The 16,955-nt window shown below is 47.4% G+C and carries 20 protein-coding genes, 1 tRNA gene, 1 pseudogene and 1 other annotated feature; of the genes and pseudogenes, 2 read left to right on the top strand and 20 right to left on the bottom strand.

Translation table 11 applies throughout. The annotated features are described in order from the left end of the window. Positions 1 to 9: 9 nt before the first annotated feature. The 12 genes and pseudogenes from QOS01_RS05595 to QOS01_RS05540 form a co-directional block, all read right to left on the bottom strand. On the bottom strand, positions 10 to 885 hold the full coding sequence (locus QOS01_RS05595; RefSeq protein WP_283621465.1) for a polyprenyl synthetase family protein: 876 nt from the start codon (positions 883 to 885) through the stop codon (positions 10 to 12). 16 nt (positions 886 to 901) lie between these two features. Next, entirely contained in the window at positions 902 to 1,180 is a 279-nt protein-coding gene (locus QOS01_RS05590; protein ID WP_283621464.1) for an exodeoxyribonuclease VII small subunit, read from the bottom strand. Then, positions 1,167 to 2,519, bottom strand: a complete 1,353-nt coding sequence (gene xseA, locus QOS01_RS05585) for an exodeoxyribonuclease VII large subunit (RefSeq protein ID WP_283621463.1) — start codon at positions 2,517 to 2,519, stop codon at positions 1,167 to 1,169. The genes QOS01_RS05590 and xseA overlap by 14 nt, the downstream gene beginning before the upstream one ends. After that, on the bottom strand, positions 2,512 to 3,369 hold the full coding sequence (locus QOS01_RS05580) for a bifunctional 5,10-methylenetetrahydrofolate dehydrogenase/5,10-methenyltetrahydrofolate cyclohydrolase (RefSeq protein WP_283621462.1): 858 nt from the start codon (positions 3,367 to 3,369) through the stop codon (positions 2,512 to 2,514). Before QOS01_RS05580 ends, xseA begins: the two co-directional genes overlap by 8 nt. Before the next feature lie 87 nt (positions 3,370 to 3,456). Then, a complete protein-coding gene (gene nusB, locus QOS01_RS05575) occupies positions 3,457 to 3,867 on the bottom strand; it encodes a transcription antitermination factor NusB (protein ID WP_283621461.1) in 411 nt (136 codons plus the stop codon). Beyond that, positions 3,864 to 4,307, bottom strand: coding sequence for an Asp23/Gls24 family envelope stress response protein (locus QOS01_RS05570; RefSeq protein WP_283621460.1), 444 nt, complete (start codon positions 4,305 to 4,307; stop codon positions 3,864 to 3,866). Before QOS01_RS05570 ends, nusB begins: the two co-directional genes overlap by 4 nt. Before the next feature lie 158 nt (positions 4,308 to 4,465). After that, the gene (locus QOS01_RS05565; protein ID WP_283621459.1) at positions 4,466 to 5,146 is read right to left on the bottom strand and encodes a 2'-5' RNA ligase family protein; all 681 of its coding nucleotides are present in this window, start codon (positions 5,144 to 5,146) and stop codon (positions 4,466 to 4,468) included. Continuing rightward, the gene (locus QOS01_RS05560; protein ID WP_283621458.1) at positions 5,136 to 6,227 is read right to left on the bottom strand and encodes a M24 family metallopeptidase; all 1,092 of its coding nucleotides are present in this window, start codon (positions 6,225 to 6,227) and stop codon (positions 5,136 to 5,138) included. Before QOS01_RS05560 ends, QOS01_RS05565 begins: the two co-directional genes overlap by 11 nt. A 66-nt stretch (positions 6,228 to 6,293) precedes the next feature. Beyond that, positions 6,294 to 6,575 carry a 50S ribosomal protein L27 gene (gene rpmA, locus QOS01_RS05555; protein WP_222257866.1) on the bottom strand — a complete coding sequence of 94 codons (282 nt, stop codon included), beginning with the start codon at positions 6,573 to 6,575 and terminating at the stop codon, positions 6,294 to 6,296. A gap of 25 nt (positions 6,576 to 6,600) precedes the next feature. Then, positions 6,601 to 6,924, bottom strand: coding sequence for a ribosomal-processing cysteine protease Prp (locus tag QOS01_RS05550; protein ID WP_283621457.1), 324 nt, complete (start codon positions 6,922 to 6,924; stop codon positions 6,601 to 6,603). A 15-nt stretch (positions 6,925 to 6,939) separates the two neighbouring features. After that, positions 6,940 to 7,248 carry a 50S ribosomal protein L21 gene (gene rplU, locus QOS01_RS05545; protein ID WP_283621456.1) on the bottom strand — a complete coding sequence of 103 codons (309 nt, stop codon included), beginning with the start codon at positions 7,246 to 7,248 and terminating at the stop codon, positions 6,940 to 6,942. Positions 7,249 to 7,261: 13 nt separating this feature from the next. Further along, positions 7,262 to 7,330: a sequence feature (ribosomal protein L21 leader region), on the bottom strand. A gap of 138 nt (positions 7,331 to 7,468) precedes the next feature. Beyond that, a pseudogene (locus tag QOS01_RS05540) lies at positions 7,469 to 8,113 on the bottom strand (TetR/AcrR family transcriptional regulator). 185 nt (positions 8,114 to 8,298) lie between these two features. Here QOS01_RS05540 and QOS01_RS05535 point away from each other — a divergent pair. Continuing rightward, a tRNA-Arg gene (locus QOS01_RS05535) sits at positions 8,299 to 8,372 on the top strand. 136 nt (positions 8,373 to 8,508) lie between these two features. On the opposite strand, the gene QOS01_RS05530 is transcribed toward QOS01_RS05535, so the two are convergent. The 8 genes from QOS01_RS05530 to QOS01_RS05495 all read right to left on the bottom strand — a co-directional run bounded on the left by QOS01_RS05530 (position 8,509) and on the right by QOS01_RS05495 (position 15,585). Continuing rightward, a complete protein-coding gene (locus tag QOS01_RS05530; protein ID WP_283621454.1) occupies positions 8,509 to 9,465 on the bottom strand; it encodes an Rpn family recombination-promoting nuclease/putative transposase in 957 nt (318 codons plus the stop codon). Positions 9,466 to 9,912: 447 nt separating this feature from the next. After that, a complete protein-coding gene (locus QOS01_RS05525; protein ID WP_283621453.1) occupies positions 9,913 to 10,449 on the bottom strand; it encodes a hypothetical protein in 537 nt (178 codons plus the stop codon). Then, positions 10,439 to 11,458: a hypothetical protein gene (locus tag QOS01_RS05520; RefSeq protein ID WP_283621452.1), complete on the bottom strand. Its 1,020-nt coding sequence runs from the start codon at positions 11,456 to 11,458 to the stop codon at positions 10,439 to 10,441. Before QOS01_RS05520 ends, QOS01_RS05525 begins: the two co-directional genes overlap by 11 nt. Next, positions 11,448 to 12,341: an exonuclease SbcC gene (locus QOS01_RS05515; protein WP_283621451.1), complete on the bottom strand. Its 894-nt coding sequence runs from the start codon at positions 12,339 to 12,341 to the stop codon at positions 11,448 to 11,450. The genes QOS01_RS05520 and QOS01_RS05515 overlap by 11 nt, the downstream gene beginning before the upstream one ends. A gap of 225 nt (positions 12,342 to 12,566) precedes the next feature. Next, positions 12,567 to 12,881 (bottom strand): metal-sulfur cluster assembly factor, encoded by a 315-nt coding sequence (locus tag QOS01_RS05510; RefSeq protein ID WP_222257873.1) that lies wholly within the window; start codon positions 12,879 to 12,881, stop codon positions 12,567 to 12,569. Between the two features lie 47 nt (positions 12,882 to 12,928). Then, entirely contained in the window at positions 12,929 to 13,810 is an 882-nt protein-coding gene (sdaAA, locus tag QOS01_RS05505) for an L-serine ammonia-lyase, iron-sulfur-dependent, subunit alpha (protein ID WP_283621450.1), read from the bottom strand. Between the two features lie 22 nt (positions 13,811 to 13,832). Then, positions 13,833 to 14,495, bottom strand: coding sequence for a serine dehydratase beta chain (locus QOS01_RS05500; protein WP_283621449.1), 663 nt, complete (start codon positions 14,493 to 14,495; stop codon positions 13,833 to 13,835). A gap of 52 nt (positions 14,496 to 14,547) precedes the next feature. Beyond that, entirely contained in the window at positions 14,548 to 15,585 is a 1,038-nt protein-coding gene (locus tag QOS01_RS05495) for a PTS sugar transporter subunit IIC (protein WP_283621448.1), read from the bottom strand. 540 nt (positions 15,586 to 16,125) lie between these two features. On the opposite strand from QOS01_RS05495, the gene QOS01_RS05490 reads away from it, so the two are divergent. Further along, positions 16,126 to 16,866 carry a helix-turn-helix transcriptional regulator gene (locus tag QOS01_RS05490; protein ID WP_283621447.1) on the top strand — a complete coding sequence of 247 codons (741 nt, stop codon included), beginning with the start codon at positions 16,126 to 16,128 and terminating at the stop codon, positions 16,864 to 16,866. Positions 16,867 to 16,955: the final 89 nt, after the last annotated feature.

Below are 16,955 nucleotides of genomic sequence, written 5' to 3'. Positions count from 1 at the left end.
TCATAGTCCTTATAATTTAAAATACGCAAGAAACTGGTCGTACCCCGCAAACGATTTTCCCGTTAGCTGGGCCAAGTTCTTTTGGGCCTGACGGGCGTGGGCCAGTGCTAAATGGAGTTGGTCCTTGGCCCCATCGACGCCGAGTAGTCCCGGATAGGTATTCTTATGCTCGCCAGCATCCTTGCCAACCGCCTTCCCCATCTGGGCAACAGTCCCGAGGACGTCCATCAAATCATCGTAGATTTGGAAGGCCAGGCCGTAATGGTCCCCAAAGTCGGCGAGGGCGCGGAGAATTTCATCATCCTGGTCGGTAATGATTCCCCCGGCCACCACCGCGTAATGGAGGAGGGCCCCCGTCTTTTCCCGGTGGAGGTAGCGCAGCTGGTCAAGGTTGAGGTGCTCATGTTCGCCCTCAATGTCCCGGGCCTGGCCGGCGACCATTCCAGCCGGACCCGCGGCTTTGGCCAGTGATAGGGCCAGATGAGCGCGCGTGCTTGCGGGCAGGTCGTTTTCAGTAACCCACTGGAAGGCCAGGGTCAAAAGACCATCACCCGCCAAGGTCGCCATCCCGGCACCAAACTTGCAGTGGTTCGTCGGCTTGCCCCGGCGGAGGTCGTCGTTGTCCATCGCCGGCAGGTCATCGTGAATCAGCGAGTAGGTGTGCAGGAGCTCAAGGGCGGTGGCGGCCCGCATTACCGCGGGAGTAACCTGGCCACCAAGCATCTCAACAGTTGCCAAAGTCAGGGTCGGCCGCAGGCGCTTACCGCCGGCCATCACGGAATAGTTCATCGACTGACTCAGCGTCTTTTGATCAATGTCCTTGGGAAGGTTAGCAGCTAAATAGTCGTTAACTTGTTTTTTTAAACTCGTTAATGAATCTACCATTAAGTAGTCCCCCTAACTATTCTTCACTGCCGAAGCCCCGGTTGCCCCCACCATTGTTGCTGGGGTCGTCCGTAGCCTTTTCATATTCCTTTTCTTCCCCGTTGTCGTCAATCAGGTGTCCCAGGGTCTTCTCAGCACTGGTCAGCTTCTTTTGGAGCTCCTTGGAAAGTGCGATGCCGTCTTTAAACTGCTGGATGGCTTCCTCAAGGGGGACGTTGCCCTGCTCTAACTGGTTAACAATTCCCTGAAGCTTGGTAAGCTGTTCTTCAAAAGTTGGTTCTTTACTTGTTGCCATTGTTCTTCTCCTTAATATTCGTGACTGTTACGGTAACATCGCCATCCGCAAAGTGCAGCAGCATTTCGTCGCCCGGCGTTAATTGCTGGGCCTGGTTGATGACCCGGCCATCCTTAGTAACGTAGGTGTAGCCGCGTTCCATGATCTTCAGGGGGTCAAGGGAGTGTAGCTGCTTAGTCAAGCCCGTTAGCTGCTGGTTTACCCGTTGGTCATAGCTCTGGGCGGCGTTTCGCAGACGGGCGCGGAGCTGTTTCACGACTTCCTGGCCCTGCTTAACCTGGCGGGTTGGCGCGTAGGCCAGGAGCTTGTTGCTCAGTTGGTCAAGTGTGTTGTGGGCCGCTTGCAGGCGGCTCTCCTCCTGGTGCTGGAGTTCCTGGGTCAGTTGGTCAACCTTCTGGGCGTAATTTTCGTACAGGCGGGTCGGCTGCTGGAAGATATAACTCTGGTTAACCTTGGCCAGCTGCTTCTTGTCAAAGTCAATCTGGGCCCGCATGGTGTTAAAGAGACGGCGTTGAAAGTCCTTTAAGAGGAGCAAGGTATCGTCCAGCCGCTGGGGGGTGGCCAATTCGGCCGCCGCCGTTGGCGTTGCCGCCCGCCGGTCAGCGACCAAGTCGGCGATAGTGGTATCCGTTTCGTGCCCGACCGAGGAAATTACCGGGATCTTACTGGCGGCAATTGCCCGGGCCACACTCTCCTCATTGAAGGGCCAGAGGTCTTCGATTGAGCCCCCACCCCGGCCGATGATCAGGGTGTCAAAATTGCCCATTTGGTTGGCGCGGTTAATCTGGCGGGTGATATCAGCCGCCGCTTTTTCCCCCTGGACAACCGTCGGAAAGAGGACAACCTGGGCAATCGGGTAACGGCGGCGAACCGTCGTGTTAATGTCCCGGATGACCGCCCCGTTCAGGCTGGTAACCACCGCAATCCGTTTGGGAAACAGGGGAAGCGGCTTCTTTGGCAGGGAAAAGAGACCCTCCGCACTCAGCTTCTTCTTTAACTGTTCAAAGGCCAAGTACAGGGAACCAACCCCGTCCGGCTCCATCGTGTCGATGTAGATCTGATAACGGCCACTGCGCTCGTAGAGGCTGACGTGGCCGGTTACGCAGAGTTTCATCCCCTCTTCGGGGGTAAACTTCACCTTAGCAAACTGGGAACGGAACATCACCGCGTCAATCACGGCATTGTCGTCCTTTAGGCTGAAGTACTGGTGACCGCTGCGCAAGCGAAAGTTTGATAGTTCACCGGTCAAATAGACTTTTTGCAGGTATGGGTCGCGGTCAAACTTAAGTTTTAGGTATTTGGTTAGCTGGCTAACCGTGAGGTATTTACTTCTATCCATTTCTTCGCCACTCCGCAAGATCAACTGTCTGGGCCATTAAATTGGCGATCGTCATTGGGCCGACACCGCCGGGAACCGGAGTAATCTTACCGGCAACCGGTTCGACCGCGTCAAAGTCAACGTCGCCGGTGAGCTTACCGGAAGGAAGCCGGTCCATTCCGACGTCAATGACCACGGCCCCGTCCTTGACGGCATCCTGGCCAATGAAGTGGGCAATCCCGGTGGCGACAATCAAGACGTCAGCCTGGCGGGTTAATTGGTGGAGGTCCTTGGTATGGCGCCCCGTCATCGTGACCGTGGCGTTGGCATTATTCAACAGGGCCAGCAGCGGTTTCCCCACCAAAATGCTCCGCCCGACAATCACAACGTTGGCCCCCGTGAGGTCAACATTGTAGTGGCGCAGAGCGGTCATGATCCCCCGGGGCGTGCAGGCTACTGGGTAGTTGCCCGGTTGGTTGGCGAAGAGCTTTCCCAGGTTCTGGGGATGGAGGCCATCAACGTCCTTATCGGGGCGGATGGTGTTGGTGATGGCAACCGCGTCCAGGTGGTCCGGTAAGGGTTCCTGGACAATGATGGCGTCGATGTCGTCATCGTTATTGAGTTCCTTGATTGCTGCCAAGACCGTCGCCTGCTTGACGTCAGTGGGGAAACGATAGAGGTCCGATTTCAGGCCCATCTTTTCGGCCAGGCGGTGCTTGTTCCGGGTGTAGATTTGACTGGCTGGGTCGTCCCCAACTAAGACCACCGCAATTCCCGGTTTAACCCCCTTTGCAATGAGCTCCTGGGCCCGCTTTTTGGTCTGCTGGTTAAGCTCTTTGGCCAACTGCTTTCCATCAATAATCGTTGCCATCGGCTAATTCCTCCTGTTACTCTTTATTAATCACTCTCAAAAAGAGGGCTGTGGCAAAGCATCCTCTGTCACAACCCCGCACTCACACTAGTTTTGGTGTTCTTGTTCAAATTTACCTAAGGCCCCGTTAATGAACTTACGTGATTTATCATTACTGAATGCCTTAGCAAGTTCCAGCGCTTCGTTAATGGCAACCGCCGTTGGTACCCCATCGACATACTGGATTTCGTACAGGGCGATGCGCAGGATAATCAGGTCCGGCTTGGCTAACCGATCGATAGTCCAGTCGCTGGCCAATAGGGAACTGATCTGCTGGTCCAATTCGGCTTGGTGGTCACTAACGCCCTTCACCAACTCTGTTAGGTAGGCCGGAATCTCCTGCTTATCGTGGTGGGGAATCGACTGGTAAACAGTTGTCAATTCCGCGTCCGGGTTGGTTTGTAAGGCAAATAAAACTTGAAAGGCTTCCTCACGAACTGCGTGCCGCGTTAAACTCATTCTTCTTCACTACCCCCGTCATCTTTATCTTCGCCAAACAGGTTGTCTGGGTCAACCTGCTGGTCCTCTTGTGGGGCAATGATCCCCTTTACGTGAACGTTAACTTCCGTGACAACCAGGTTGGTCATCAGGGTAATTTGTTGCTTAATCCGTTCTTGAATCTGGCCAGCAACCTTAGGAACAGACACACCGTACTCAACGTAGACATCAACATCGATGATCAAGTCGTCCGCATCATTGACCAGCTTGACACCGCGCCGGTGGTCGGAGCGACCGAGCAGTTCACCAACACTGTTGGCAAACGAACCGTACATCTTGGAGACACCCTTAACTTCGCTTGCTGCGTAGCCGGCAATAATTTCCAAAACCCGGGGAGCAATCTGGATTGTTCCCAACTTTTGGTCATCCTTATTTAGAATAATTTTTGAATCTTCTGGCATTGTTAACCCTCCATTAAGGCTGGGAAAGGCTTCCCGCTTTCATCTATTGAATGTCAAGGTCGTGAATTGGTACCCACTAGCTCGACATTGCTGGTAATTTGCCACAATAATATACTCTATCTATTTTGCACTAAATAGCGGCAAAAATCAACGGTCCATCACCCCATCAGCGGAATCTGCCGCGACATTTTTATCCGGTGGTTATACCAGTCGTGGACGACCAGGTCCATGGTGGACATGGTGAAGTTGCCAAAAGCAAGCGCCTGGTCTTCCTGGACCAGCCGCAAAAACGCGTGGGGATGGTTGAGCCGGTGGGTAAAACGGGCAATCGTCACGTGACCAGAAATGGTTGGGTACCGCTCCGCTAAGGGGAGGCCCGCCGCCGGAATTGCTTGGCGTAACTTGAACCGTAGCTGGGCAAGCGCCGGTGAATAATCTCCCTTCACCATTAAGGCCCCGGGACTGACCATCAGGCCACTGAACCGCCAGTGAGCCGGGGCGCAATCCGCGAGCACCGCCTGCAAAAGCTGCTGGTAGGCACTAAATTGCTCACGGCTAAAAGACTGCCCCGGCTGTGCGCCCACGATATCCATGATTGTCACGTGACGATCAGCCGCCGGGTAGTAGTACTGGTCCGGTTCAAGGGCCTTGACCTGCTGGAGGACAAACGAAATGTTGCGGTTGACGTGGGCCGGGAGGTGCCCTAAGAGGGTCAGTCCCCACCGGTCGTCAACATGGTTGGTCCCCAGGTACTGGTCAAGTTTCAAGGCGTTGTTTTCAACTGCCGCTTGGCCACGCGCACTGATTTGTTGATACAGGTCCGTAAGATTAGCATCCATTACTAGTCCCCACAATGATTAGTTCTGTCGGCGCCGTGGTTAGGACGACCGGTCCACCGTGGGTAACAATGACGTCGTCTTCAATTCGGACCCCACCGATTTCCGGAACGTAGATTCCCGGTTCGACCGTGATTACCTCGTTGTTGGCAAACTTTACCTGGTGGGTTCCTGGGCCATAACTAGCGGGCCGTTCGTGGACACTCAGGCCGATTCCGTGCCCCATTCCGTGATTAAATTCATCATCGTAGCCCGCTTCGGCAATCAGTTGGCGTCCAAAACGGTCGAGTTCGTCCCCCCGCATGCCGACCTTAACGTGGTCAATAACGTTTTGGCGGGCCGTGTTAACGATCTGGTAGATGTCTTTAAGTTCCGGATCAACTGAACCCACCGCAAACGTCCGCGTCATGTCAGCAGTGTAGCCGCCGACAAAGTAGCCGAAGTCGAGGGTCACCGCTTCACCGTCTTCAATCAGCTTGTTGCTAGCGGTGGCGTGCGGCTTGGCGGCGTTGGCCCCACTGGCCACGATGGTCGGAAATGACTGGCCGCTGGCCCCATGTTCCTTCATCCAGAAGTCCAGCAGGTTAGCAAGGTGGCGTTCGCTGACACCCGGATGAACCTGGGACAGGAGGTAGTGGTAACCGGCCGTATGCAGATCCGCCGCCTTCTTCAGGAGGGCGAGCTCTTGGCTGTCCTTTACCTGCCGCATCTTTTCGACCAGGTTAGAAAACGGCACCAGGTCAGCAGTCATCGTCTCGTCCAGCAGGTCATAAAGCTGGTAAGAGACTGTATCTTCATAGCCCAGCACCTCGACCTGGAGAGCCTGACAGATACGGTTAAGGTCGGTGTAGTAGTCCTGACTGATGGTCGCCACAACTTCCTCATTGGCAAATTCCTCCAGGGCGAGGTGGTAACGCTCATCCGACACGATGATTGCCCGGTCGGGGGTGATTAGTAGGAAGCCGTCACCCTGCAGGAGGTTGAAGCCAGTTAAGTAGTAAATATTTTGTTGGTTGGTTACCAGGAAGGCATCGATATACAGCTTCGCTAGGCGCTGCTGAATACGGTTGATTCGACTGCCCATTATGTATTCCCTCCTATAGAAAAAAGGACCGTCCGCATTGCTGCGGCGATCCTTTTTTTAATTTAATTATTCAGCAACTGGGTAAACAGATACCTTCCGCTTGCTACGACCCATGCGTTCAAACTTAACAACACCGGCTACCTTAGCGTACAGGGTATCATCACCACCACGGCCCACGTTTTCACCTGGGTTGATGTGGGTACCACGTTGACGGTAGATAATTGCACCAGCAGTCACCATGGAACCATCAGCAGCCTTGGTACCAAGACGACGACCAGCTGAGTTCCGACCGTTGGCAGTGGAACCGCCCCCTTTGTGGTGGGAGAAGAATTGCAAATTCATAATCATAGTTGTTCACCTCCAGCAATGAACTTTAGTTTAACATTTTAACTTCAATGTTATCTGGATAACTCTCTTGGATGTCTAATAAGCCATTCAGGAGGGTATTCAGGAGAAGCTGGCTATCATGGTCAGCCCCCAATTGTGAGGCCTTCAGAAGACCCCCGTTTTGATTATCACTTTCAACCTGTGGTGCGACCTTCACAAGTTTTTCGAGGCCATTCACGGTTGAAATCGCCAGTGCTGATACTGCTGCACAGACAATGTCTTGTCCGTATGGGCCTGCATCAGCGTGGCCGGTAATCGTAAATGTGGTGATTCGCCGATTCGAATCTAACGTAAAGTGTGCCCGAATCATTGTTTCACCCCCGCATTAAGCGTTGATCTTATCGATCGTAACCTTAGTGTATGGTTGACGGTGACCTTGCTTAGTGTGGGTGTGCTTCTTAGGCTTGTACTTGAAGGTAACAACCTTCTTTTCCTTACCTTGCTTTTCAACAGTACCTTCAACAGCGGCACCATCAACAAATGGTGTCCCAATCTTGGTATCGTCGCCACCGACTAAGACAACCTTGTCAAAGGTAACCTTGTCACCTTGCTTTGCGTCAAGCTTTTCAACGAAGATAGCCTTGCCTTCTTCAACCTTGTATTGCTTGCCGCCAGTAACGATAATTGCGTACATTTTGTGCACCTCCTTAATATCTAAGACTCGCCGAATCAAGCAGCAGTGCTTTGAACTTGATAGCGTGCGGTTGTAGTTGTTGGTTCACAAATACAACGTTAGTATCATAGCAAATTTAACCCTGCTCGTCAATATAAAAGGCAAAAAATTAGCCCCGGCATTCGCTTAAAGCGAACACCAGGGTTAATCCGTTGGTGAGCATCATTCGTCCACCTAGTGGTTAAATATTTTCCAGAGCAGAGTTCTTTTCGCCGATAAAGGAATCCGCAATGGTCATATGTTTTCCACTAAATTAATCGAGCATCTTCTCCACACTCCTCGTCATGTAGCGAGCGGTATAAATCATCCCGTCCTTTAACCAGTGACGGATTAGTCCAAGAAGGGCCGAATCAATGAAGGAAATTTGCAACTCAAGAGGAACTGTCAGCTGTTTTTGATCATCATTAACACCATTGTAGTAATTCTTCATACAGTTCGCCAAGCGATCATACATTTGCTCGTAAAAGAAATCTGTCTTTTCATTATTTAAAAGAACATCAAAAACATCGGCGTTGCTTTCGATGTAGTGAAAAGCCTTACTTACGGAAAATACCTGCACCGTTCGCTTCGTTGACAAACTAAATTTATCACTATCTACCATTACCTCATCAAAGAAATCATCAAGGATTTCCCGGATTGCTGACTGGATAAAGTCATGCTTGTCCTTGTAATGGAGATAGAAAGTTCCGCGGGTGATGCTGGCAGTTTCGGTAATCTTTTGGACGCTAATGTCTTCAATCTTTTCGCGTCGCATCAGATAAACGAGAGCCTTGCGCAGACTGTTGCGAGTCTTAATAACGCGCGGATCCGTCTTATTAACGGCCATAAATCATCATCCTTTCAACATCAGCTTAAGTTCTTCTCCTTCCCATACTTCTACTTATTTAAAGTATAGTTTGTATGAAAGCGCTTTGTCAAGCATTTAACAAGGTTTATTATAACAATAAAAATTATACTAACTTTATATAAGTTGACAAGGAAACCGCGAAAATTATATACTGAATTTTGTCTGGAGCGGTAGCGCAACTGGATAGAGCATCGGTCTTCTAAACCGAGGGTTGAGGGTTCAAGTCCCTCTCGCTCCATTTTATGTGTTGATATATCAACGTTTTGAGTGGTTTGGTCCCCCAAACGTACCCCACTTACAATTTATAATTTAAAATCGGTGCATAACATAATTGTTTGCACCGATTTTTTCTACCATTATATATACTTACGTTTTTATTTAAGGCTAGCGGAGACCTTTTGGTAGTATGCTTTAGCCTTTGCTGGCGTTATCTTGCGAATATTAACTAAGAAATTCTCAACCTGTTGTTCGTCCTGGCCACTATTAATTAGGTCCCGAACAAGTGCCAGCCGTTCTTCATCTACACCCTCACTACGTCCTTCTTGACGGCCCTCTTGCAGCCCCTTTTCGCGACCTTCTTGACGGCCTTCTTGAAGCCCCTTTTGATGGCCTTCCTGGCGACCCTCTTTTCGACCTTCAAGGACAGCACGGCGGCGATCGTTTTCAATATCCATTTCGTATAAGGTGCGTTGCATATATTCCTTCCTCCATTTCCGGTCCTGTTTTACGTGGGCAATTCTTTGCCTTAATTGTACGATAAAGTCATCTGTTCCATCAACTTTGCGGCCAGCAAGGAGGTCCAGGAAGTTTTGGAGCTTCGGACCAACCGTCTGGCGGAGATTCGTAATGTCAAAGAAGAGGGTCGTCTCGCCATCATGGTACGGGTAGTCTGGGTACTTACTGACCCGCCGCTTGATCTCGTAGCGTTGTTCTCCCAGGCCAAAGGGATCAAAACAACAGAAGAAAATAACGTAGGCGTTATCGGCCTGACTGTAGTTTTGTCCCCGTTCAAAGGCATCGTTTGCCAGGCTGGACTGGTAAAAGCGCGTTCGTTGCGGTAGGTTTTGATGGTTAACAACCTGCATCTCGACGTCATAGTGGTTCCCGTCCTCGTCCTCGGCATAAATGTCGAACCGCACTCCCTTTGCATCGTACGTACTCGTCAGTTCCTGCTGGCTATTAAGGATTGTCACCTTGCCCAACGGTAGTTCCGGCAACACCCGGTGGATCATCTCCCTGGCAATCACTGGGTCCAAGAAAACCTTACTAAAGATGAAGTCGTCAGTTAATCCGGCCTGTTCCCAACGTTTTTCTAAGTCGGTTTGTGCCATAAAAAGCCCTCCTTACATTATTAGTGGGTTGCCCCTACTTATTAAGGACGGCAAAAAGGACAATAACTATTTAATTATTCGTAATGGTGGGAACACTTCCAGAAGTTAACTGACCGCAACTAAATTGTTTAACAAAATCTAAAGAATTTATCAATATCACGCAAAAATCGTGAAAATTAGTTCGCCGCATATTAAACTTTAATTAGAGATTAGCTTTGAGGTGATCTATTATGTTATCATTCTTTATCATTGTTTTGATTTTAGCTGGCTCCCTAGTCGGTCAAATGTTTTTTGGTAACCAGGCCCACCAGTCAACTGGCAAGCACAGCGCAAGGCGCAAAGCTTAATCTTTCAACAAAAGATTTGGGAAAGTTGTTTAATTACGGCTTTTCCAAACGCAAAAGGATTCATCGTCCCCGAATATTAGGGCGGTGAATCCTTTTTTGTTTAATTAAATTGCGCATTGAATCTGTCGACCATCGTCTGGTAGGATGTCGTAATCTCCTCCGGACTAATGCCGAAGTCGACAATTCCCATCTTTAACCAGAGGTGCCAAGCATGGCGGAAGTCTTCATGACGGCGGTTAAAGTAGGCACCATTCAAAAAGTTTTTAACCGCCAGGTACTCCCTATTCAGGTCTGCTAACTTATCTTTCTTATCGGCAGTCGTGATTCGTTGCCACTGTTCATCCGAGAGAACAACCAAATGTGTCCACTGACGCTTAGCACTCGCTAATAAGAATAGTGCTAAACCTTGTGTATACAGCTTTGTTAACTGCTCATGGTCAATGCTCCGGTGCGGATGAAGGACATCGGCCCATCCCGCTGCTTTAGCAAAGGCACTCAGCTTCAAATCAAGTTGAACATAGACCGTTTGCAACCGGGCTTCCGGGCCAATCATCAACTCAAGAGCATCGTCGGCTGTTAACTCAAGGTCAATCACCTGGTGGAGCATCTTAGTGATATCCAACTGCTTACTCGTCATGTTGTTCACCATCTTCCTCAGAAGTGTCCGCTTGAGGGGTAAACACCTCGGTTGGTTCGGTATATTCATCTGACTCTTCTTCATCCGGTGCAAGGACCAGTTTATCGGAACGCACCGCGAGGGCGGAACGGTTATCCAGGTACCACTTCCGAATTAAGTGGTAGTGCAGAAGTGTATCAAAGAATGATACCTGAGCTGTTGGGTCATCAACGGCAAAGAACCACTGTTGACTATAGTCATCGGGATCAAAGGCAATATCTAACTTGATTCCCTGGTCAAGGACTAATTGGGCCCCATTATTTTTCGGCAGGTTCATCAGCATATAATCATTTTCAGCAGTTGCAACAAATAACTGGTCGATCACTGTCAGGTCCAAGTCGGGTTGAACAAGGTTGAAGCGTTTGCCATTCTCGGCATTCAAGATCCCTAAGTTAATCGTGAAGTCCAGGTCAGTCTGCAATTCATTTGCAAAAGCAATCAAGGGTTTGACCGCATTGCGCAGGTCTAAGTCAGAATGACTAGTTAGTGCCCGAACGATAAAGTAATTAACTAAGGCCCGGTTATCAAATTGCATCAGACGATTCTGCAGATCAAGGTAAAAGAGCGGTTCCTGTTCGCCCTGCTCAGTGAACGCTGCTTCATCCCCGTTGACCGTAAATTTAAAGGAATCATTATCGGCAATCGGCTCAATCCGGGCAATAAACTCGTGACGTACATTCTCACTTACTTGCACCGCATCAATACCATGTTTCTCTAACAAGCGTCCCATGAAAATCAGGTAGTAATCAGCTGCTTGATAGTGTTGGGGGAAATCAACAAAGGCATTTTGCAAGTCTAACTTTACCAGCTGACTCGTGGCGGAAAGCATTTCTGAAGGGTCGTCCGTCTGGGCAAGTTTGTCAACCAAGTCGACATACTTTTGCCCCATCTTCAGAACGTCTTTAAAGGAATCGGAAAGCGCGGTTAACCGTTCACGCGGCGAGCTACTGATTGTTTTACTATTGTTCATCTTCGCTCACCTTCCCTTCTTCACTGTTGCCGCCTTCAAGACTGGCAAGGTAGTCAGCATATAGGTTGCGATTGGCTAATTCAAAGTCCTCAAAGCTGCCAAAGGTATCAATAATACTCTTCTGCTCATAACTCAAAATCGTATTTTCCTTGGAGAGGGAGAGAACAACTTGCTCGTTTTCATGAATCGTTTTGTTCGCCGTCCGTGCTTCTTGTTCCTCATCTTCGAGCTTCTGTAACCGGTCAACTAGTTCTTGCCGGGTCTCCTTATTTTTGCTTGACTCAAAAAGGCCCGAGCGCGCATTAGTTTCCTCCAACTGGGACTCGACACTCTGCCGTTCTTCTTCCCGCTCCCGTTGGTGATCAATCAGCCCTTGCAAGCGGTCATTTTCACTCGAGATTTTTTCAATCCGGTCGCTGTTGTAGCGCTTGTTGTCCTTAGCCAGTTCAAATGATTTTTGTAACTTAGCATATTCAGTTTGATCGAATGAGAAGCGAACATTAAGAACGTCAAGTTCACCGAACTGACGACGATCCCACCAGTTACCAAAGTAGATACGATAGTGACCAGTCTGGTACTCTTCGTAGTAGAAGAAGGGGTAGGTCTTCCCCAGGTACTTAATCAATTTAACGCTTAAGTAATTACTCAATTGGTCAGCCAAGTCATCGACCAGAGACATCACTCCCTGGTTGTTCGGTTGCTGTTCACGATGCTCAATTTCTTTTGCGTACCGCTGGTTATCAAGAAGCTGGTATACTTCTCGATCATGATGAGCGTCAACTGCTTCATTAAGTTCCTGAAGGTACTTAATCTTAACAGCGATTTGGCGTTCGATTAGGCTGCTAATATCGACTGCCTTATTCTCGTGTTTTTCATCAATCATAAACACTAACTCCTTGTTTCATTACTAGTTCTATCATAGCTGAATTTGCTCTTAAATGATTAAAATATTTACTGCTTTTATTAAAAGCTTACATTTAAAGATTATACCCTTAATTGGGGGATAAATGACCCCTTTTTCCATAAAATAACGAATGCTTAAGTAAGCATATAAAAAGAGCAGGGGTAAAATTGCCACCTGCTCTCGCAAAGGGTGTATCCTTATTTTTTAATGGACACCGAGAGTTAATTTTGCAAATCTGCTCATCCGGTCAATCGACCAGGCAGGCTCAAAAACAAACTCGACATCAACGTTTTTAACTTCCGGCACCTTTTTAACTGCTTTAGTAACCATATCAGCTAAGACATTTGTTAAGGGACACCCCATCGTTGTTAAGGTCATCTCAATCAGGCATATTCCCTCATCATCAAGGTCAATCGTGTAAACCAAGCCGAGGTTAACAATATCAACCCCTAGTTCCGGATCAACAACTGTTGCTAATTGCTTAACAATATCATCTTTAATCTCTTTACTGTCTCTCATATAAATTACTCCAGCCATTAAAAAGTTCGTTAGTTAAAAACCGTTAATTATTCCGCGTCACCGAAAATCTTTGCACGAATCCGCTTACCAGTAGGAGTACCTGCTAAGCCACCAAGACCAGTTTCACGGAGAGATTCTGGAAGGCCGTGACCAACCTTGGCTAAGGCTTCGATACATTCATCGGCAGGAATCTTACTGATACAACCAGCTAAGGCCATGTCAGCAGAAATTAAGGCGTTCCCGGAACCAATAGCGTTCCGCTTTACACAAGGGACTTCAACCAAACCGGCAACGGGGTCACAAACTAACCCTAACAGGTTAGCGATCGCCATGGCTAAGGCTTGGGAACTTTGTTCAGCAGTACCACCGGCAGCTTCAACGGCAGCCGCTGCACCCATGGCAGAGGCACTACCAACTTCGGCTTGGCACCCACCAGTAGCACCAGCAATCCCGGCGTGGTTAGCCATAACCATGCCCAGTCCACCAGCAGTGAACAGGAAGCGAACCATTTGTTCTTCACTTAAGCCCAGACGGTTTTCAAGCATGAAGACAATCCCTGGAAGGGTCCCGGCAGAACCGGCAGTTGGAGTGGCACAAACAACACCCATAGAAGCGTTAACTTCGTTAGTGGAGATGGCATCTTGAATAGCTTCCATCATGGTGTCACCACAAAGGGTCTTATTGTTCTTACGGTATTCCTTGATCTTAACTGCTTCACCACCAGTTAAACCAGTCTTAGAAAAGACACCCTTACCTTTTTGACCTTTTTCAACGGCAGCCCGCATTGTGTCAAGGTTCTTCTTCATCTTAGCCCAAACTTCATCACGGGACAAACCAGATGACTTACATTCTTGTTCAATGATAAGTTCTGAAATAGGCTTGTTTTGCTTTTCTGAGTCTTCAACAATTTCTTTAATGCTATCGTACATAACTTGACTCTCCCCTCACTGATTACAAGCAGATAATAGATCCAAACTTATCCTTAAGTGCCTTAATGGTTTCATCACGCATGTAGTTCTTAACATCGTATACGTAGATGTCTTCATCCTTGGCACGGATAACTTGCTTCCGACTGAATGGAGCAACCTTTTCCATTTCAGTAGTAACTGGAATACCGTTTTCATGCTTCTTTTCTTTGTCTAAGTAAATGACAATCGGAAGTGGACCAGAAGGCTTGATTTCAGAGCCATCTAGAACAAAGTCACGAATTTCAATTGCCCCACCACCGATAGAACAACCGGAAACTTGAACCTTCTTGTCGCCATCAGACATATCAAGGATAGCAGTGTTCGGGTGGCCAATTGGACTTTCACCCTCTTCTTCAACAAAGCGAATGTCGATACCATTGTCCTTGGCGATCATTGGTGCCCGTGGTACCCGTGGGTCATCTGCAGCAAAGCCCTGCAGTCCAGCGGCAAGAGCATAATCAGTACCGTGACCACGGTGGGTTTGGGCGAATGAACCGTAGTAGTGAACAGTAACTTTCTTTGGAACACCACCAAATAACTTGTTAGCAGCTTGTCCAATAGCAACTGGTCCAGCGGTGTGTGAACTAGATGGTCCAATCATAATAGGTCCAATAATATCAAAAACACTTCTGTAATTTCCACTCATTTTAGGTTCTCCTTTGTATAAATGCCTTAAACTGTCAACATTTCAGACAACACTATTTTTCAGTAACAGTGTCCCCTTCACGAATTTCAGCAACGGTGTGGATCTTGTAGTTCTTGAAGATAGCACGACCAATGTAGGCCCAAATAGTACTGTTAATGATAATAAGGATAACAGCTTCAAGGGTCTTCAACCATGGGTTCATACCGAATACAACGATAAGACCGGCCCATGGAGTAGCCATACCAGTAACCCGAACAACCAAGCTGAAGGCCGTAACGATAATACCGTTGATAGCCCCGGCAAACAGGTTCGTTACAAAGATTGGAACAGGGTTGGCAGAAATAATGTCCAACTGAGTCAATGGTTCAATCGTAACGGCAATGGTAGTTGCCTTGTCACCGAACTTCATCAGACGGAAGAATGAGAAGTTGAAGATCGAGTTCCCGAAACAACCAAGGGCACCAATAGCCATTGGAACACCCAGCAGGTTAATCAAACTCGTCAGAACCATTGAGGAAAGTGGCGTCATACCAACCAATGGAATGATACCACCGAGGATAGCACCCATTACCCATGGGTTTGTCTTTTCGGCAGTAACAATGGATCCACCGATAACGTGCAGGATTGCAAGTACACCTGGTTGGATAAGCAATGCAATTGCGTTAGCAAGCATTGGGGCAACCAAGATAACGACGATTAAGTCAAGTCCACCAGTAACACGCTTTTCAATTTCCTTAACGATAAATGATAGCAAGTATGCAGCAATAAATGCAGGAAGTAGCTTGAACTTCATCAGAGAAATTCCGATGATCATTGAAAATACAGGACTAATACCGAATGCCAGTGGAACAAGTGAACCAGCAGCCAGGCCCCCCATGGATCCCATGATGTTACCAATTTGAGCAGCAAATTGAACATGGAAAACTTCACCAATTGCGTAACTTAAGAACGCTTGTGGCAGGAACGTGGCACATGCGGCACCAGACAATGCACTAACTGATTGTTTACCGTGAGGTGCTTTGAATGTAAACAAACTCATTGCGGCGATAACCAGGAAGAGCATTACGACACCTATAAGAATAGATAACATATGCTTAACCTTCTTTATATAATTAATTAATAATCAATTATCGGTGACGTCTTAACCTAGGCATGATAATAAATTATTATTACAATAGTAGTGTAACCTATCTTATCAAAAATGTAACCGCTAATATTTAACAAAATGTCTCAAAATTAGCATTATCTGAGAAAAAATTATCATATGTTATCAAATGAACGTAGCTATAAAACGGTTTAAATTGGTTAGTGCCATTAAATTTTAATCTAAATATTTATTTTTGTGATAACCGCTTGGTATATAGCGTTGCTATTATTATTAAAAAATGCTAATATACTCTATACATGGTAGATTTTATCATGTTCAGTTCTATATAAATTTCTTTCACCAAAGCCGGAAAATGCTGCTAAATCGGCTTTTTTAGTTGTTATTGATCAGATAATAAGAGCATCAATTAACTTCTAATAAATTATTATCATGAAATATATTTATTATTTACCGACATAACGGGGATTGAAAACTTTTTACATAGTCCAGCAAGAATAATTATTTCAAAGGGGGATGTTCCAAATGTCAAGTGAAGCTGTCCGAAAGCATATCAAGCGATTTATTCCCTTGGTTGACTTCTTCGCTGAGATCCTTGGACCCAATAGTGAAGTCGTATTAAACGATGTAACAGATTTGGACCATTCAGTAGTATACATAAAAAATCCAACCATCACTAACCGGAAAGTTGGTGATTCTGCATCTAACTTCGTCCTCAAGATTATGAAGGATGGAATTGATGCTGATACTAACTTCATTGCTAACTATTCTGGAAAATCAAAGAGTACCCCTGATCTGCGGTCCTCAACCTACTTTATTCGGTACCGGAATAAAATCGTGGGGATGCTCTGCATCAATACTAATCAGGCACCGCTGGAAGCCCTGGTAAAACAAATGGATACCTTCAAACAACTATTTGAGGTCCCGACCACACCAATTAGCGAAATCAGTACGACCAATAAGGAAAATAAGACGGTCACCCGACCAAATAAAAACATTAAAGTGATCACCGAAAACTTCAATAATTCGGTAAGCTCGATTGCGCAGAGTGCGGTTGAAAAAAAGGAACGGGAATTAAACGTTTCTGTCGACTTCTTCCAGCAAGACCAAAAGATTGCGGTGATTAAGGAACTGTATGAGGATGGTTACTTCCTGCTTAAGGATTCAATCCGGGTAATTGCTTCGGCGCTGAAGTGCTCCTCCCCGACCATTTACCGTTACCTGAATAAGGTTAAAAACATGAATCAACAGCAAGATAACCTTTAAACAAATAAAGAAGAGGCTGGGAAAAAACTCTCAGTCCAAAATGAAAGCCGGACGATGAATCAAATCTTGGTTCATCGTCCGGCTTCTTA

Origin of the sequence: Limosilactobacillus avium (assembly GCF_947381485.1) — a bacterium.
Taxonomy (GTDB): domain Bacteria; phylum Bacillota; class Bacilli; order Lactobacillales; family Lactobacillaceae; genus Limosilactobacillus; species Limosilactobacillus avium.
The sequence above is the reverse complement of the archived record's forward strand: the minus strand, read 5'-3'. Positions and strand labels throughout refer to the sequence as shown.

Excerpts from the sequence above, each read along its gene's own strand:
- QOS01_RS05595 (WP_283621465.1), bottom strand. The coding sequence starts at position 885 with ATGGTAGATTCATTAACGAGTTTAAAAAAACAAGTTAACGACTATTTA.
- QOS01_RS05590 (WP_283621464.1), bottom strand. The coding sequence starts at position 1,180 with ATGGCAACAAGTAAAGAACCAACTTTTGAAGAACAGCTTACCAAGCTT.
- xseA (WP_283621463.1), bottom strand. The coding sequence starts at position 2,519 with ATGGATAGAAGTAAATACCTCACGGTTAGCCAGCTAACCAAATACCTA.
- QOS01_RS05580 (WP_283621462.1), bottom strand. The coding sequence starts at position 3,369 with ATGGCAACGATTATTGATGGAAAGCAGTTGGCCAAAGAGCTTAACCAG.
- nusB (WP_283621461.1), bottom strand. The coding sequence starts at position 3,867 with ATGAGTTTAACGCGGCACGCAGTTCGTGAGGAAGCCTTTCAAGTTTTA.
- QOS01_RS05570 (WP_283621460.1), bottom strand. The coding sequence starts at position 4,307 with ATGCCAGAAGATTCAAAAATTATTCTAAATAAGGATGACCAAAAGTTG.
- QOS01_RS05565 (WP_283621459.1), bottom strand. The coding sequence starts at position 5,146 with ATGGATGCTAATCTTACGGACCTGTATCAACAAATCAGTGCGCGTGGC.
- QOS01_RS05560 (WP_283621458.1), bottom strand. The coding sequence starts at position 6,227 with ATGGGCAGTCGAATCAACCGTATTCAGCAGCGCCTAGCGAAGCTGTAT.
- rpmA (WP_222257866.1), bottom strand. The coding sequence starts at position 6,575 with ATGATTATGAATTTGCAATTCTTCTCCCACCACAAAGGGGGCGGTTCC.
- QOS01_RS05550 (WP_283621457.1), bottom strand. The coding sequence starts at position 6,924 with ATGATTCGGGCACACTTTACGTTAGATTCGAATCGGCGAATCACCACA.
- rplU (WP_283621456.1), bottom strand. The coding sequence starts at position 7,248 with ATGTACGCAATTATCGTTACTGGCGGCAAGCAATACAAGGTTGAAGAA.
- QOS01_RS05530 (WP_283621454.1), bottom strand. The coding sequence starts at position 9,465 with ATGGCACAAACCGACTTAGAAAAACGTTGGGAACAGGCCGGATTAACT.
- QOS01_RS05525 (WP_283621453.1), bottom strand. The coding sequence starts at position 10,449 with ATGACGAGTAAGCAGTTGGATATCACTAAGATGCTCCACCAGGTGATT.
- QOS01_RS05520 (WP_283621452.1), bottom strand. The coding sequence starts at position 11,458 with ATGAACAATAGTAAAACAATCAGTAGCTCGCCGCGTGAACGGTTAACC.
- QOS01_RS05515 (WP_283621451.1), bottom strand. The coding sequence starts at position 12,341 with ATGATTGATGAAAAACACGAGAATAAGGCAGTCGATATTAGCAGCCTA.
- QOS01_RS05510 (WP_222257873.1), bottom strand. The coding sequence starts at position 12,881 with ATGAGAGACAGTAAAGAGATTAAAGATGATATTGTTAAGCAATTAGCA.
- sdaAA (WP_283621450.1), bottom strand. The coding sequence starts at position 13,810 with ATGTACGATAGCATTAAAGAAATTGTTGAAGACTCAGAAAAGCAAAAC.
- QOS01_RS05500 (WP_283621449.1), bottom strand. The coding sequence starts at position 14,495 with ATGAGTGGAAATTACAGAAGTGTTTTTGATATTATTGGACCTATTATG.
- QOS01_RS05495 (WP_283621448.1), bottom strand. The coding sequence starts at position 15,585 with ATGTTATCTATTCTTATAGGTGTCGTAATGCTCTTCCTGGTTATCGCC.
- QOS01_RS05490 (WP_283621447.1), top strand. The coding sequence starts at position 16,126 with ATGTCAAGTGAAGCTGTCCGAAAGCATATCAAGCGATTTATTCCCTTG.